General features: G+C 68.7%; 10 protein-coding genes. 5 read left to right on the top strand and 5 right to left on the bottom strand.

The window, feature by feature from the left end:
- Positions 1-34: 34 nt before the first annotated feature.
- Positions 35-1,558: a GMC family oxidoreductase gene (locus tag GGR64_RS14320; protein WP_184646660.1), complete on the bottom strand. Its 1,524-nt coding sequence runs from the start codon at positions 1,556-1,558 to the stop codon at positions 35-37.
- Entirely contained in the window at positions 1,555-2,913 is a 1,359-nt protein-coding gene (locus GGR64_RS14315; protein WP_184646658.1) for an alpha/beta fold hydrolase, read from the bottom strand. The genes GGR64_RS14320 and GGR64_RS14315 overlap by 4 nt, the downstream gene beginning before the upstream one ends.
- Before the next feature lie 219 nt (positions 2,914-3,132).
- Between GGR64_RS14315 and GGR64_RS14310 the strand changes: the two genes are divergently transcribed.
- The 5 genes from GGR64_RS14310 (at position 3,133) to GGR64_RS14290 (ending at position 8,931) form a co-directional block, all read left to right on the top strand.
- On the top strand, positions 3,133-4,986 hold the full coding sequence (locus tag GGR64_RS14310; protein WP_184646656.1) for a glycoside hydrolase family 15 protein: 1,854 nt from the start codon (positions 3,133-3,135) through the stop codon (positions 4,984-4,986).
- Complete coding sequence (locus tag GGR64_RS14305; RefSeq protein ID WP_160969401.1) at positions 4,983-5,876, top strand: SDR family oxidoreductase; 894 nt, start codon at positions 4,983-4,985, stop codon at positions 5,874-5,876. The genes GGR64_RS14310 and GGR64_RS14305 overlap by 4 nt, the downstream gene beginning before the upstream one ends.
- Positions 5,877-6,320: 444 nt before the next feature.
- Positions 6,321-6,704 (top strand): VOC family protein, encoded by a 384-nt coding sequence (locus GGR64_RS14300; RefSeq protein WP_184646734.1) that lies wholly within the window; start codon positions 6,321-6,323, stop codon positions 6,702-6,704.
- Positions 6,705-7,248: 544 nt separating this feature from the next.
- Positions 7,249-7,422: a hypothetical protein gene (locus GGR64_RS14295; RefSeq protein ID WP_184646654.1), complete on the top strand. Its 174-nt coding sequence runs from the start codon at positions 7,249-7,251 to the stop codon at positions 7,420-7,422.
- Positions 7,423-7,938: 516 nt separating this feature from the next.
- Complete coding sequence (locus GGR64_RS14290; RefSeq protein WP_160969405.1) at positions 7,939-8,931, top strand: GGDEF domain-containing protein; 993 nt, start codon at positions 7,939-7,941, stop codon at positions 8,929-8,931.
- A gap of 279 nt (positions 8,932-9,210) precedes the next feature.
- On the opposite strand, the gene GGR64_RS14285 is transcribed toward GGR64_RS14290, so the two are convergent.
- The 3 genes from GGR64_RS14285 to GGR64_RS14275 are packed head-to-tail and all read right to left on the bottom strand — an operon-like array spanning position 9,211 to position 14,606.
- Positions 9,211-10,671, bottom strand: a complete 1,461-nt coding sequence (locus GGR64_RS14285) for an efflux transporter outer membrane subunit (protein WP_184646652.1) — start codon at positions 10,669-10,671, stop codon at positions 9,211-9,213.
- Entirely contained in the window at positions 10,665-11,399 is a 735-nt protein-coding gene (locus GGR64_RS14280) for an SDR family oxidoreductase (protein ID WP_184646650.1), read from the bottom strand. Before GGR64_RS14280 ends, GGR64_RS14285 begins: the two co-directional genes overlap by 7 nt.
- Before the next feature lie 36 nt (positions 11,400-11,435).
- Positions 11,436-14,606, bottom strand: a complete 3,171-nt coding sequence (locus GGR64_RS14275; protein ID WP_184646648.1) for a multidrug efflux RND transporter permease subunit — start codon at positions 14,604-14,606, stop codon at positions 11,436-11,438.
- Positions 14,607-14,746 lie beyond the last annotated feature (140 nt).

Genomic DNA, 14,746 nt, shown 5'->3' with positions numbered 1-14,746 from the left:
CGATTTCCTCGTTGGATAAAGGGGAAGCAAGCGCCTAGTGCGCGAGAAAGCGCTCCGCCGTGCGCAGGCCGAGCGCCATCTGCGTCAAGCCCGGATTGGCCGCCAGCGCACTGGGGAACACGGAGTTGTCGCAGACGTAGAGATTGCCGATGTCGAACGAACGGCCATCCGGATCGACCACGGCCTGCGCGGGATCGCGGCCCATCCGGCAGGTACCGAGCGTGTGCGCCGACCGCGCGGCGGCGAAGACGTCCTGCGCGCCGGCCGCCTCCCAGATCGCCTGCAGCGCGCGCCTGGCGTGGGCATCGAGCGCCTGTTCGTTGGGACCGTAGCTGAAGTCGATGCGCGCCTTGCGCAGGCCGAAGGCGTCGCGCTCGTCGGCGAGCGTCAGGCGATTGGCGTCCTGCGGCAGGCATTCGCCATTGATGCCGATGCCGGCCAGGCGGTTGTAGCGCATCATGGTCCGCACCAGCGCGGCGCCCCAGCGTCCGGCGCCGCGCGCCAGCGTGTTGGCGAGCGTCACCGGCTGCACGCCCAGGCTCTGGATCAGATAACCCCCGGCAAACCCGGCGTGCGCGGGGCGCAGCATGTCCTCGCTCATCAGCGACGACGGGTAGCCGCGGTTCATGCGCATGTCCATGTCGAACGTGCCCCAGACCTGGGTGGCGACATGCGCCATGAAATTGCGCCCGACCTGGCCGCTGGAGTTGGCCAGCCCCAGGTTCAGCAGCAAGCGCGGGGTTTCCACGCCGCCTGCGCACAGGAACAAGGCCGCGCAACGTTGGCGCAGCTCGCGCTCGCCTTGTCGGTAGACCACGCCGGTGACCGCGCCACGACCATCGCGCTCGATGCCGATGACGCGGCAATCGGTGCGCAGATCGGCACCGTGCGCCCGCGCCAGCGGCAACCAGGTCGTGTCCACGCTGACCTTGGCGCCGTTGCTGCAGCCCTGATGACACGCACCGCAATTGTTGCAGGCGACCCGCGTGCCCCAGTGCGGCTGCTCGTGCGTCCGGGTGACCAGCGCCGCCGGTGCATCGGCGGCAGTGATGCCAAGGGCACGGCAGCCGCGCTCCATCGCTTCGGCAGGCGCGTTGCGCTGGGCGGGCGGAAAGGCATAGCAACGCGCGCCATCCCACGGATAGACGGCCGGCCCGGACACGCCGATGACGCGTTCGACGCGCTCGATGTAGGACTGCAGTTCTTGGTGCGGGATCGGCCAGTCTTCGCCCTGGCCGGTCTGCGTCCGCAGTTGCAGATCGCGCGGGTCCGGGCGCGGACAGAATGCGCCCCAGTGCAACGTGGATCCACCGAGCCCCGTACCGGAATTGTTCGGGCCGAACGCCGTCGGCGTCCGCCCGCCGCTGAGGCGCTCTTCCATCCAGTAGATATCCGTCGCCAGCTCGTCCGCGCGGTGCGCGTCCGGACCAAATGCGGCGCCGGCCTCCAGCACCACCACCGAGACGCCGGCCTGGGCCAATCGCGCGGCAAGCGGACCGCCGCCGGCGCCGCTGCCGACCACCACGGCATCCACCGCGGCAGGCGATGCGCCGCTCATGGTTGCGCCTTGGGCCGCAGTTGCCAGGCCTCGCGCCGGTCGGCGGCCGTCTCCTGATAGCCAGGGCTGCCCGCGCCCAATCCGCCCACGGCGAAGCCGTCGTAGCCCAACGCCGCCATGGTGACCGGAAGGCTGGTCCAGATCCGCACCGTCTCGGCGCGCACGTCTTCGAACCAGGAGGCAAGCTGCGCCGCGCTCCATCCGCAATCGGCACAATCGCCCGCGTCGCGCAGGGCGATGGCGTGCAGCCAGCGATCCTGCTCCTGTGCATGCAAGGCGGCGAACCCGCCCGCCAGCGTGTCCAGCACATCGAGCCCCAACGGCCAGGCGAGACGATCGGGCGGAAGGTCGGCGAACCGCCACCCGTCTCCCACAGCCTTCGCGAGATCGACGTCGATGCGGCGCGCAATGTCCTTGGCGTCGCCCGCACCGTCGAGGACGCGCTCGACCAGCGCGGCCAGTGTGGTCGACTGCCGCTCGCTCAACACCCCTGCTTCCGCGCTGGATGGCCCGGCGTGGCGATGCAGCAGCGTCTTCCTGATCTGGGGCGCGACACGCTCCGCGTTGAGCAACGCCACGAAGTCGTCGGGCAGACGGCGTGCCGCGGTGCCGTCGACATGCGCGGCGATCAAAGCCGCAAGCGCCTGCGGTCGCTCGTAGGGAATCAGGTGCGCCGCCTGCGCCACCACCGTGAGGCGGGCGTCGCGATAATGCGGCAGGTTCCAGCGCCGCTGCGCCGCCTCGTCGAGATCGCCATCCTCGCTGCCCGCCACCACCAGGGCGGGCACCGCGATGCAGCCGGCTTGCGCGGCGCAATCCTCGCGACTGCCATGCGTGAGCCAGGCATTCCATGCCCGCGCGGTGCTACGCAGGACGTCGTCGACGGCACCGTCGCGCGGCGGTGTCGGCAATGGCGCCACGCAATTGTCGTCGATGAACTGCTCGGCCTGTTGCCGTGTGGGACCAGCGGCGTCGAACCAGGACAACATGGTCTGTCGCCGGGATTCGTCCATCGGCTCGGGCGCGGGCGGCGATGCGGCCACCAGGACCACTCCGGCCAGGCCAGCGAGGCCTGCCATGCCGTCGCGCGCGCGCGCGGCGGCCAGGGTGGCGATCTTCCCGCCCATGCTGTGGCCCACGACATACCAGCAGTGGGGCGCATCCCGCGCAACCTCGCCTGCGAACCAATCGACCAGCGCCTCCACATCGGAACGTTGCAACGCCGGCGCATTGCCGAAGCCGGGAATATCCAATGCGATGCAGTCGAAGCGCGTTTGCAGAATCTCGATCACCGAAGACCACTCACGACCGCTCGAGCCGAGGGCGTGCAGGAAGTACAGGACCGGCTTACCCATGGCGCACCTCGATGACGGTCACGCACGATGGACCAGCACTCGTCCACGCCACGTGCAGGCCAGCAAGCGCATGCCGTCTTCACCGCGTGTCGGCACACAGGCCTCTACCGTCGGGCTGCCCTCCCCTTCGCGCCTTCTCCATGTTCCATCGACACGTCAGCCTGGAATCGACGACGCGCCAGCGCTGTCACTGCGCGTGTCGGCGCAGGGACTGAGCGCGTGCCCAGCACAGCCCGGCGACGCCGCGCGACCGACAGCGCCGACCGCACCGATGGCGTGTTGCCCATCGAGCAGTACGGCGCGCTTGGAGAAGGACGTTCGGTCGCGCTGACCGGCGCGGACGGCTCCATCGATTGGTGGTGCGCCCCCAACATGGACAGTGCGCCACTGTTCGACCGGCTGGTGGACGCCGAGGAAGGCGGCTACTTCGTCCTCGCCCCGGACCAGCCGTTCAGCACCGAGCGACACTATCGGCAAGACAGCAATGTCCTGGTCACCACGTTCACCACCGCATCCGGACAGGCCACGCTGACCGAGTCGCTCAACAGCGGGCATGCGGGGCGACTGCCGTGGTGCGAACTTGCACGGCGGATCGAGTGCCAGCGCGGGAAAATGCGCTTCCGCCTGGAATTGAAGTTCAGTTTGCGGGCGCAGAACGCCAGCCCCTACTGCGCGGTGATCGGCCCGCACACGGTGTTCCATGTCGACCGCCTGCTCGGCGTCATGATCCATGACGACAGGCTGAGGTGCGCGTGGTCGGACCACGGCGCGCGCGGCGACATCACCGTGGCGAAGGGGCAACGCGCGACGATCGCCCTGGTCGTCGGCGAAGACGAGCCGCTGGTCGCTCCCACCATCGAGGAAATCGACAGCCGCATCGATCTGACCGACAAGGAATGGCGGGCGTGGGCGAAGAACGTGACGTTCCCCCGCGACGGCCGGGACTTTTTCGTGCGCAGCGCGCTTGCGCTCAAGTTGCTGCTGTACTCGCCCTCGGGCGCCATCGCCGCGGCCGCGACGACGTCGCTGCCGGAACGGATCGGCGGCGACAAGAACTTCGACTATCGCTACGCCTGGGTTCGCGATGCCGGCTATACCATCCAGGCGTTTCTGGCCGCGGGCCTGGAAGCGGAATCGAAGGCGGCGTTCACCTGGCTGATCCGGCAACTGCGACAGCACGGCCCGAAAGTCGTGTTCACCCTGGACGGCGGCTTGGTTCCCGACGTCACCGAACTGGAGGCCGCCGGCTACCGCAACACGGTGCCGGTGGTGAAAGGCAATCTCGCCGGCGGGCAACACCAGCACGGCATCTACGGCGACATTTTCGAGACCGCCTATTGCTTCGTGAGCCGCGGCAACATCCTGGACGCGTCCAGCGCCGAACTGCTGTCGCGCCTTGCCGACCAATGCGCCGATCACTGGCGCAAGGCCGACTCGGGGATCTGGGAATTGCCCGAGTTGCAGCACTACACCATGTCCAAGGTGAGTTGCTGGCAGGCACTGGCCAGAGCCGTGGAATTGGCCGACCAGGGCCAACTGCCGACCACGTGTCGCGATCGCTGGGAACGGGAGCGCGACAGGATCAAGACCTGGATCGAAGTCCACTGCTGGTCGGACGCGCAACAGGCGTTCGTGATGTATCCGGGCAGCGACAAGCTGGATGCGTCGGTGGCGTTGGCCGCGCGCTTCCGTTTCGACGGCAAGGATCGCTTGTTGGCCACGCTCGACGCGATCGACCGCGCGCTGGGGGCCGGCGCGTTCCATTACCGCTACTCCGGCATGCCGCAGGAAGAAGGTTGCTTCGTCGCCTGCTCCTACTGGATCGCCGAAGCCTATGCCCGCCTGGGACAGAAAGCCAAGGCCAGGAAACGGCTGGCCCAACTCAATGCCGCGCTCGATCGCTGCAATGGCCTGTTGAGCGAGATGGTCGATCCGCACAGCGGCGCTTTCCTGGGGAATTTCCCGCAAGGACTGAGCCATCTCGCCCAGATCATGGCGATGTCGACCATCGAGAACACGACAACCAATCCGGTAAAACTCCGTCCACACGCCAAGAAGAGGAAGACACGATGAACGATCGACTGAAGATGCAGGACCCGCGCGAACAATATCCCAAGCCGCCGTTTCCGCGGCAGCCGCAGCCGGTTCCGGGGAAAGCCTCGGACATGGACCCGGTTCCCGACCACGGTGAGACGAGCTATCGCGGCGCGGGCAAGCTGACCGGCCGCCGCGCCCTGGTCACCGGCGGCGACAGCGGCATCGGCCGCGCCGCGGCCATCGCGTTCGCGCGCGAAGGCGCCGATGTGGCGATCTCCTTCCTGGACGAGGAAGCGTCGGACGCACAGGAGGTAATCGCCCTCATCGAGGCCGAAGGACGCAAGGCGATCAGTCTGCCCGGCGACATCACCGATCGGCAATGGTGCGCGGAGCTCGTCGAGAAAGCCGTGGCCGGCCTGGGCGGCCTGGACATCCTGGTGATCAACGCGGGCCGGCAGCAATATCGGGAAGAGATTGGGGACGTCAGCGACGAGGATTTCGACAAGACGCTGAAGACCAATCTCTACGCGATGCACTGGATCTGCCGCGCCGCGGTCCCCCACCTCCCGCCGGGCGCCGCGGTGATCACCACCGCCTCCATCCAGGCCTACGATCCCTCGGCGATCCTGCTCGACTACGCGACCACCAAGGCCGGCATCGTCGCCTACACCAAGGCGCTGGCGGCGCAGTTGAGCGACAAGGGCGTGAGGGCGAACGTGGTGGCCCCGGGCCCGTTCTGGACCGCGCTGCAGTCCTCCGGCGGTCAACCGATGGACGCGGTCACCCAGTTCGGTTCGAAGACGCACTTCAAGCGTCCGGGCCAGCCGGTGGAAATTGCGCCGCTGTACGTGCTGCTTGCCAGCCAGGAAGGCAGCTACCTGACCGGCGAAGTGTTCGGCGCGACGGGTGGCGCCGGCGTTGCCTGACGCGTAGCGGGACAGGTGCACGATCCAGGCAGGTGCGCGCCGAGGCGCGCATTTGCTTGCATGGCCACCACTTCATGTCTCATTTGTGTCGCCGCGGGCGGGCGACATCAACGGTGCGTGTGCCTCTGCAATGCTCCACGCAACGACGCTGCATGTAGACGTCTTGACGCACTCCATGCTGCTGCGCTCCTGCACTCCGCAGCGAGCGCTCCCCGGGGGCATGCGACACAATCGGCAATACTGCCGGGCGAAGCTCATAATCGGCGTCCAGGCGCTTGGGAAAATCGTCCATGCATCTGGACAGCTGCCGTCCATTCCAACCGCCGCCTGCCGAACGGCGCCGGGCGGACCGGCCAGCAGCGAACCCGTTGCTCTCCGGTGCGCTGCGTGCCATCGCACCCCGCCGGCGTGCCGACAGTCGCCATTCTTCTTGCAGGTAGCCGGATGCTCCATCATGTTTCGTTTGGCGTTCGCGATCTTGCCGTGGCAGGCGCGTTCTACGATGCCGTGCTGCGCCCGTTGGGCTACCTCCGCGTGTTCGAAGACCAGACCGCGATCGGGTATGGCATCACCGAGGGCGCCGACGATCTGTTCTGCCTGAAACTGCACGAAGCCGCCACGGCGCCAGGGCCCGGCTTCCATCTGGCGTTCGCGGCGGCAACGCAGTTGCAGGTGGACGCATTCCACCGCGCCGCACTGCAGGCCGGCGGTTGCGACAATGGCGCGCCCGGCCTGCGCCCCGACTATGGGGACGCCTACTACGCCGCGTTCGTCGTCGACCCGGATGGGCACCGCATCGAGGCCGTCCTCAATCCACTGGCGACCTAGATCCGCAGCGTAGTGAATTCGGGCCGATCACCCCGCGCAGATCGGCTCGCAGACGGTTGGCTCCGAGGTGCTGTCGCAAAAGTCAGCGACAACGGGTCAGCGGCAACGGGCTTGGCCGGCGCCGCAGCGGGCAGCCGATCTGCAATGACAACGTAGCGGCGTGCAGGGCGGCAACGTGTCGTGCACTGCCAAAGCACTACACGGACAAGCAAACGCACCGGCAGGCGGATACCTGCCGGTGCGCGAAGAAGGTGGTCCAGCCGCGGATGCCTGCATCCTTGAAGCAGCCCCAGGCATCGCCCCGGCCGCACAGCTGGTATGCGCATCATGCGTGGACGCCCGTTACGCCGGCGTCCTCGACGCGTTGCGAAATGATGTCGGCGGCGTCGTGGCCGTGCGATGAGGCGGTGCTTGTCGATCTCGCCGTTGCCATGATCGCGTGACACGGACGTTGGGCGATCTGGACATCGCGGTCAGGCGCCGACATACCCGTCACCGCCTGTCTGTACGGTGGGAATACCCTCCACGACTCGGGCCCTCCGCCATGCCATTGACCCAGGAACAACTGCGCATCCTGCAGGACATCCACGCCACCAAGCCGGTCAGCGAAGCAGACGCCAGCTGGGCGGTGCGCGAGAACTATGCGGCTCAGGGCGAGGACGGCGATCTGGCGCTGAGCCAGAAGGGGCTGAAGGTCATCGACGGCAGCGAAGCGTAGCCGTACCTCTGGCCGGTGCATCTGCTCATCCCATCACGCCGGTGACGTTAGCGGCGCAGACATAGCCCGTCAGGTCGGCGCTGCGCGCAGCGCCGTCCCACGCGGCCACCGTACAGCTTGGGCTTGTTTGGCTGACGCCCTGCTTCACCCGTCCCCTCATCCGGCGCTCCCCTCATCCGGCGCTGGGCCCCACGTTCTCCCCCCGGAGAAGGATCAGGCGCGAGCGTCCTCGCATCAGCTCTGCCCGACTCGCCGCTAGACAACCTCCGCCGCGTGGCGCGGGGAGAAAGGTGCGACTCCGATCCCTGCGCCAATGCGACGTCGTCGTGGCGCGCTGCGTGCCGGCAATCCCGGTGCGCTCAGTCAGGTTCGGGATATCGACCACAAAAGAGTTCCAGGCATGGAAATTGCAGATGACACCGGAACGCCTCTTCGCCATCCTGCCGTCGCCATGTTCGTCGCCCGCCCTCGCCAGCCCGCCCGCAATGACCGTGTGCCGTTCCGGAGTTCTTGTCCGTGAGCGCGGGCTTGACCCTGCGCCGGCATTTCCGGCTCGGCATCATCAAGGCGCTCGGCCCGTCCACGGCAGGGGTGCTGCTGCTGTTCGCCATCTACCAGATGGCGATCGGTGCGCCGTGGACCGCACTGGCCGGCGCGGCGCTGGCCGGCCTGGCCACGCTGGCGACCTGGCTGGCGCTACACCGCGGCGACGGCCGCATGGATCCCTTGCTGTCGCTGAGCTGGCTGCTCGGCAGCGCCCTGGCCTGCCATGCACTGCGCCATGCCGCGGTGCCGTGGCTGTATCTGGTGATGATGAGCAACTTCTTCGTGGTGACGCGCCATGTCGCCTTGGCCTGCAACGCCACCCTGATCGCGGTGCTGCTGGTGGTCACGCCGAGCACCCTGGGCGCCGAGCACTTCTTCTCGCTGCTGGCGGTCTCGCTGCTGATCACCGGGCTGGGCTACATGCTGGCGTTGCGGGTGGAAGGCGATCGCGTGCAACTGGAGCAACTGGCGTCGCACGACTCGCTCACCGGCCTGCCGAACCGGCGCATGCTCGAGCGCAGCCTGTCGCAACGGGTAGCCGATCCGCGCCGCGCGACCCGCCGGCATGGGCTGATCGTGCTCGACATCGATCACTTCAAGGAGGTCAACGACCTCTATGGCCATGCCGAGGGCGATCGGGTGCTGACGGAGCTGGCCGCGCTGCTGCGCGCGCAGGTGCGCGCGCCGGACGAGGTGTTCCGGTTCGGCGGCGAGGAGTTCGTGGTGGTGGCGCGGCTGCAGTCCGCGACCGAGCTGTCCGCCTTCGCAAGGCGTCTGCACGATGCCGCGCGCACGGCGCTGCGCGGTCCCAACGGCACGATCACCGTCTCGCTGGGCGCGGCGATGCTGTGCGACGAGGTGCAGTGGCACGACTGGTTTTCGCGCGCCGACACCGCGCTGTACCAGGCCAAGAACAGCGGACGCGACCGCTACGTGATCGCCGAGGACGTGGCGCAGGACTGAGCGGCCGGCAGCCGCCGGCAGACGCGACGCGATCCGCCGCGTCGCCGGGCTGGCCTTCGGTTCGGCAGCCGTCACCAGGGCGGCTCTGAATAAGGCAAGAAGCATCCTGTGGGAGCCGCTCAGCCGCGACGAGTTTCCTCGGCAACGCCCGTCGCGGCTGACGCCGCAGCCCTGCATGCGGCTTGATGGTGGCGAACGCGGGTAACCAAGGCTGCCCCGCCAGGCGACGGGCGCGGCGGTACGGGCGGTCGGCCCGCACCGCGGCTTGCGGCGCCCTGCTCAGCGCGCCCGCACCGCAGATGCCGCCACGGCCGTGGTTGCGACATCCTTGCTGCCCGCGTCCGTGCCCGCATCCTGGCCCCAGCCGCCGAGCGCCTTGTACACCCGCACCACGCCGATGTTCACCGCCGCTTCGGCGTCGGCCAGGGTGGCCTCGGCGGTCAATTGCGTGCGCTGCGCATCGAGCAGGGTCAGAAAATCCTCCGAGCCTTCGCGGTAACGGATCTGCGCCAGCGCCGCTGCACGCTGCGCCGCCTGCGTCTGTTCGGCCACGATCGCCAGCCGCGCCTGCTCATGCGCATAGGCGGTCAGGGCGTTCTCGGTGTCTTCCAGCGCACCGAGCACGGCCTTCTCGTAGTCGGCGGCGGCGCCGTCGGCCTGCGCCTCGCTCGCGCGCAGGCGTGCCCGCACGCTGCCTAAGTCGAACGCCGCCCACTGGATCGACGGGGTCAACGACCAGGCCTTGCTGCGGCCGTGCAACAAGGCGCCGGCGTCGCCGGACAGGAAGCCGACGAAGCCGGACAGGCTGATCCGCGGGAACAGGTCGGCGGTGGCCACGCCGACCCGCGCGGTCGCCGCCGCCAGGTTGCGTTCGGCGATACGCACGTCGGGACGCCGGCGCAGCAACTGCGTGGTGTCGCCCAACGGCAAGGCCCGCGCATAGGCCGGGGTCGGCTGCGGCGCCAGGAGTGCGTCGAGCGTGCCCGGCGGCTTGCCCAGCAGCACCGCCAGCCGGTGCCGCGCCTGCGCGGCGTCGACTTCCAGCAACGGGATATCGGCCTCGATCGCCTTCAGCCGCGCGCGGCTGCTCTGCACGTCCAGTTCGCTGCCCGCGCCCAGCCGCCAACGGGTCTCGGTCAGGCGCTGGGTGTCACGCAGGTTGTCCAGCGTGGTGCGCGCCAGTGCGATGCGCTTCTGCGCACCACGCAGGGCGAAGTAGTTGCGTGCCACCTCCGCGGCCACGGTGACCTGGGCATCGGCCAGGCCGGCCTGTTCGGCCTCCAGGTTCGCGCGTGCCGCTTCGCTGGCACGGCGCTGGCGTCCGAACAGGTCCAGCTCCCAGCCGGCATCGAAGCCGAGCCGGTAGCTCTCGCTGAGCACGCGCGCGCCGCCGGCGTCCGCGTCCGGCGCCTTGCCACGGGTGTAGTCGCCGCCGGCGGTGACGTGCGGCGCCTGGTCCAGGCGCTGCTCGGCGAAGACCGCGCGCGCCTCGTGCACGCGCGCCAGGGCGATGCGCAGGTCCAGGTTGGCGACCAGGCCGTCGTGCACCAGTTGTTCCAGCACCGGATCGTCGAACTGCGCCCACCAGGACGCAACCGGCGAGTCGGTCGCGAACACCGGCGACGCCGCGCCCTGCAGCGTCACCGGCGGCTGCGCCGGTGCGCGGTAATTGGGGCCGACGCTGGCGCAGGCGCTGAGCAGCGCCAGCGCCAGCGCGCCCAATACGGGACGGATCACCATGGCAGCACCTGTCCGACATGGGTGTAGCTGCCAGTGGGGCCGTCGGCGTCGAGCAGCGCCATCATCACGCTGCTGCGCGCGCCGTCGGCCACTTCCAGTTCGCCCTCGCCCGAGTTCATGTCGGTCTTCACGTAGCCGGGGTGGATGGTGTTGACCTTGATCGGGGTCTCGCGCAGTTCGTAGGCCAACTGGATGGTCCAGGCATTCACGGCGCTCTTGGAGACGTTGTAGGCCGGCACCTTGAAGTCGTAGATCGGCGAGCCCGGCTGGCTGTGCAGCGCGAGCGAGCCGAGCAGGCTGGAGACGTTGACGATGCGCGCGGCCGGCGCTTCGCGCAGCAGCGGCAGGAAGGCCTGGGTGACCGCGATCAGGCCGAACAGGTTGGTGTCGAAGGTCTCGCGCCAGGTCTCCAGGGGCTGCTGCGACACGCTCAGGCGCAGGTCGTCGCGCAGGATGCCGGCGTTGTTGACCAGGATGTCCAGCCGCCCATGGCGGGCGCGCACCGTCTCCACCGCGGCGGCGATGCTGGCGGCGTCGGTGACGTCCAGGGTCAGCGGCTCGACCGGCAGGCCTTCGCCCTGCAGTTCCAGCGCCGCGGCGCTAGCACGGGTGGCATCGCGCCCGGCCAGCAGGGTGTGCACGCCGGCCTCGGCCAGTTGCCGCACGGTGTGCAGGCCGATGCCGCGGGTGGCGCCGGTGACCAGGGCGATCTTGTGTGCTGCGTTCATTGCGAAACTCCTGAGTAGGGTGAGGAAAGGTAGGAATCAGCGGTGCGCGGGCGCGTCGGCGTGGGCCGGCGCATGCGAGACCAGCGGCCGCCCGGCCAGCTTGCGCAGGGCGACATAGAACACGGGGGTGAGGAACAGACCGAACAGGGTCACGCCCAGCATGCCGGCGAACACGGTGATGCCGGTGGCAGAGCGCACTTCCGCGCCCGCACCATGCGAGAACACCAGCGGCACCGTGCCGGCGATGAAGGCGATGGAGGTCATCACGATCGGACGCAGGCGCAGGCGGCAGGCCTGCAGCGCCGACTCGACGATGCCCTTGCCCTGCAGTTCCAGTTCGCGGGCGAACTCGACGATCAGGATCGCGTTCTTGCACGCCAGGCCCATCAGCACCACCAGACCGACCTGCACGAACACGTTGTTGTCGCCGCCGCTCAGCCACACCCCGAACAGCGCCGACAGCAGCGTCATCGGTACGATCAGGATCACCGCCAGCGGCAGCGTCCAGCTCTCGTACAGCGCGGCCAGCACCAGGAACGCCAGCAGCACCGCCAGCGGGAACACCACCAGCGCCGCATTGCCCTGGGTGGCCTGCTGGTAGCTCAGGTCGGTCCACTCGATCTCCATGCCGTTGGGCAGCACCTGCTTGGCGATCTGGGTGATCTTGGCCATCGCCTCGGCCGAGGACAGCGATCGCGCATCCGCTTCGCCGGCCAGGTCGGCGGCCGGATAGCCGTTGTAGCGCAGCACCGGATCCGGGCCGTAGGTCTGCTTGATCGTCACCATCGAGCCGATCGGCACCATCTCGCCCTGGGCGTTGCGGGTGCGCAGCCGGGCGATGTCCTCCACGCTCTCGCGGAACGGCGCATCGGCCTGGGCGATCACCTGCCAGGTGCGGCCGAACTGGTTGAAGTCGTTGACGTAGGTCGAGCCCAGGTAGGTCTGCAAGGTGTCGAACAGATCGGTCAGGGCCACGCCCTGGGCCTTGGCCTTGACCCGGTCGACCTCGGCATCGAGCTGCGGCACGTTGGCCTGGTAGGTGCCGATCGGGAAGCTCATGCCCGGGGTCTGCGCCACCGCGCCCTGCATGGCGCTGACCGCGTTCTGCAGCGCGCCGTAGCCGAGGTTGGCGCGGTCCTCGATGAACAGCTGGTAGCCGTTGCCGTTGCCCAGGCCGAGGATCGGCGGCGGCATGAAGGCGAACGACATGCCCTCGCCCAGCTGCGAGATGCGCTGGTTGATCTCGGCATTGATCTCCAGCGCGCTGCGGTGGCGCTCGGCGAACGGCTTCAGCGGCAGGAACACCACGCCGGTGTTGGGCGTGTTGGTGAACTGCAGCGCGTTGAGGCCGGGGAACGAGATCGCATGGGCCACGCCGTCGGTCTGCATGGCGATGGTGGCGACCTTGCGCAGCATCGCGTCGGTGCGCTCGATCGAGGCGCCTTCCGGCAGCTTGACGCCGGCGATCAGGTACATCTTGTCCTGGGTCGGGATGAAGCCGCCCGGCACCGCCTTGAACATCAGCCCGGTGACCAGCAGCAGCGCCACGTACACCGCGAACACCGCGCCGCGGCGGCCGAGGATGCGCGACACCGCGCCCTGGTAGCGGTCGGAGCTGCGGTTGAAGAAACGGTTGAAGGGGCGGAACAGCCAGCCGCCGAACAGCCGCTCCATGCCGCGCGACAGGCGGTCCTTGGGCGCGTCATGGGCTTGCAGCAGGCGCGCGGCCAGCGCCGGCGACAGGGTCAGCGAGTTGATCGCCGAGATCACCGTCGAAATGGCGATGGTCACCGCGAACTGCTTGTAGAACTGCCCGGTCACCCCGGACAGGAACGCCATCGGCACGAACACCGCGCACAGCACCAGCGCGATCGCGATGATCGGCCCGGACACCTCGCGCATGGCCTGGTGCGCGGCCGCCAGCGGGGTCAGCCCCTCCTCGATGTTGCGCTCCACGTTCTCCACCACCACGATCGCATCGTCGACCACGATGCCGATCGCCAGCACCAGCCCGAACAGGGTCAGCGTGTTGATCGAGAAGCCCAGCAGGTACAGCGCGGCAAAGGTGCCGACCACCGACACCGGCACCGCGATCAACGGAATGATCGAGGCGCGCCAGGTCTGCAGGAACAGGATCACCACCAGCACCACCAGCAGCACCGCCTCCAGCAGGGTGTGCACCACCGCACTGATCGAGTCGCGCACGAAGATGGTGGTGTCGTACACCGCTTCGTACTTCACGTCGTCGGGGAACTGCTTGGTCAGCTCGTCCATCTTGGCGATGACCTGGTCGCGGATCTGCAGCGCATTGGCGCCCGGCGCCTGGAAGATGCCGATGCCGACCGCGTTCTTGCCGTCCAGCTGTGCGCGCAGGGTGTAGTCGCCGGCGCCCAGCTGCAGGCGCGCGACGTCGGACAGGCGCACGGTCTGGCCGTCCGCACCGACCTTGAGCACGATGTCGCCGAACTCCTGTTCGGTGCGCAGGCGGCCCTGGGCATTGATCAGGGTCAGGAACTTGCTCTCCGGCATCGGCTCGGCGCCGAGCTGGCCGGCGGAAACCTGCACGTTCTGCTCGCGCATCGCCGCGACCACGTCGCTGGCGGTGAGCCCGCGCGCGGCCACCCGCTCCGGGTCCAGCCAGGCGCGCATCGCATAGTCGCCACCGCCGAACACCTGCGCATCGCCCACGCCCTGGATCCGCGCCAGCGCATCCTTGACGTGCAGGCGTGCGTAGTTGCGCAGGTACAGCGTGTCGTACTTGCCCTTGGGCGAGGTCAGGTGCACCACCATCAGGAAGGTGGGCGACTGCTTCTGCGTGGTCACCCCCTGCCGGCGCACGTCCTCGGGCAGGCGCGCCTGCGCCTGCGCCACGCGGTTCTGCACCTTGACCGCGGCATCGTCCGGATCGGTGCCCGGGCGGAAGGTCACGGTCATCTGCAGCACGCCGTCGGAGCCGGCGACCGACTTGATGTACATCATGTTCTCCACGCCGTTGATCGCTTCCTCCAGCGGCGTGGCGACGGTCTCGGCGATGACCTTGGGGTTGGCGCCCGGATACACCGTGCGCACCACCACCGAGGGCGGCACCACGTCCGGGTATTCGCCGATGGGCAGCAGCGGGATGGCGATCAGGCCCGCGGCGAAGATGACGATCGACAGCACGGCGGCGAAGATCGGCCGGTCGATGAAGAATCTGGAAAAGTCCATGGGTGGTGGTCCTGGAAACGGATGAAACGGGGGACCGGGCGCGGACGCAGGCATGCCGGTGGCGGTGCCGGGCCATCACTGGCCCGGCGGGCGCGGCCGATACGTAACGACCCGGCAGGTGCTGCGTCGGCGCCCGCGAC

It is taken from the genome of Xanthomonas sp. 3307 (assembly GCF_014199735.1).
Taxonomy (GTDB): Bacteria; Pseudomonadota; Gammaproteobacteria; order Xanthomonadales; family Xanthomonadaceae; genus Xanthomonas_A; species Xanthomonas_A rydalmerensis.
Note: the sequence above shows the minus strand (reverse complement) of the source record. Positions and strands in the feature narration are given on the sequence as shown.

Coding starts and splice junctions, on each gene's coding strand:
- GGR64_RS14305 (WP_160969401.1), top strand. CDS start 4,983: ATGAACGATCGACTGAAGATGCAGGACCCGCGCGAACAATATCCCAAG.
- GGR64_RS14300 (WP_184646734.1), top strand. CDS start 6,321: ATGCTCCATCATGTTTCGTTTGGCGTTCGCGATCTTGCCGTGGCAGGC.
- GGR64_RS14275 (WP_184646648.1), bottom strand. CDS start 14,606: ATGGACTTTTCCAGATTCTTCATCGACCGGCCGATCTTCGCCGCCGTG.
- GGR64_RS14295 (WP_184646654.1), top strand. CDS start 7,249: ATGCCATTGACCCAGGAACAACTGCGCATCCTGCAGGACATCCACGCC.
- GGR64_RS14315 (WP_184646658.1), bottom strand. CDS start 2,913: ATGGGTAAGCCGGTCCTGTACTTCCTGCACGCCCTCGGCTCGAGCGGT.
- GGR64_RS14320 (WP_184646660.1), bottom strand. CDS start 1,558: ATGAGCGGCGCATCGCCTGCCGCGGTGGATGCCGTGGTGGTCGGCAGC.
- GGR64_RS14280 (WP_184646650.1), bottom strand. CDS start 11,399: ATGAACGCAGCACACAAGATCGCCCTGGTCACCGGCGCCACCCGCGGC.
- GGR64_RS14285 (WP_184646652.1), bottom strand. CDS start 10,671: ATGGTGATCCGTCCCGTATTGGGCGCGCTGGCGCTGGCGCTGCTCAGC.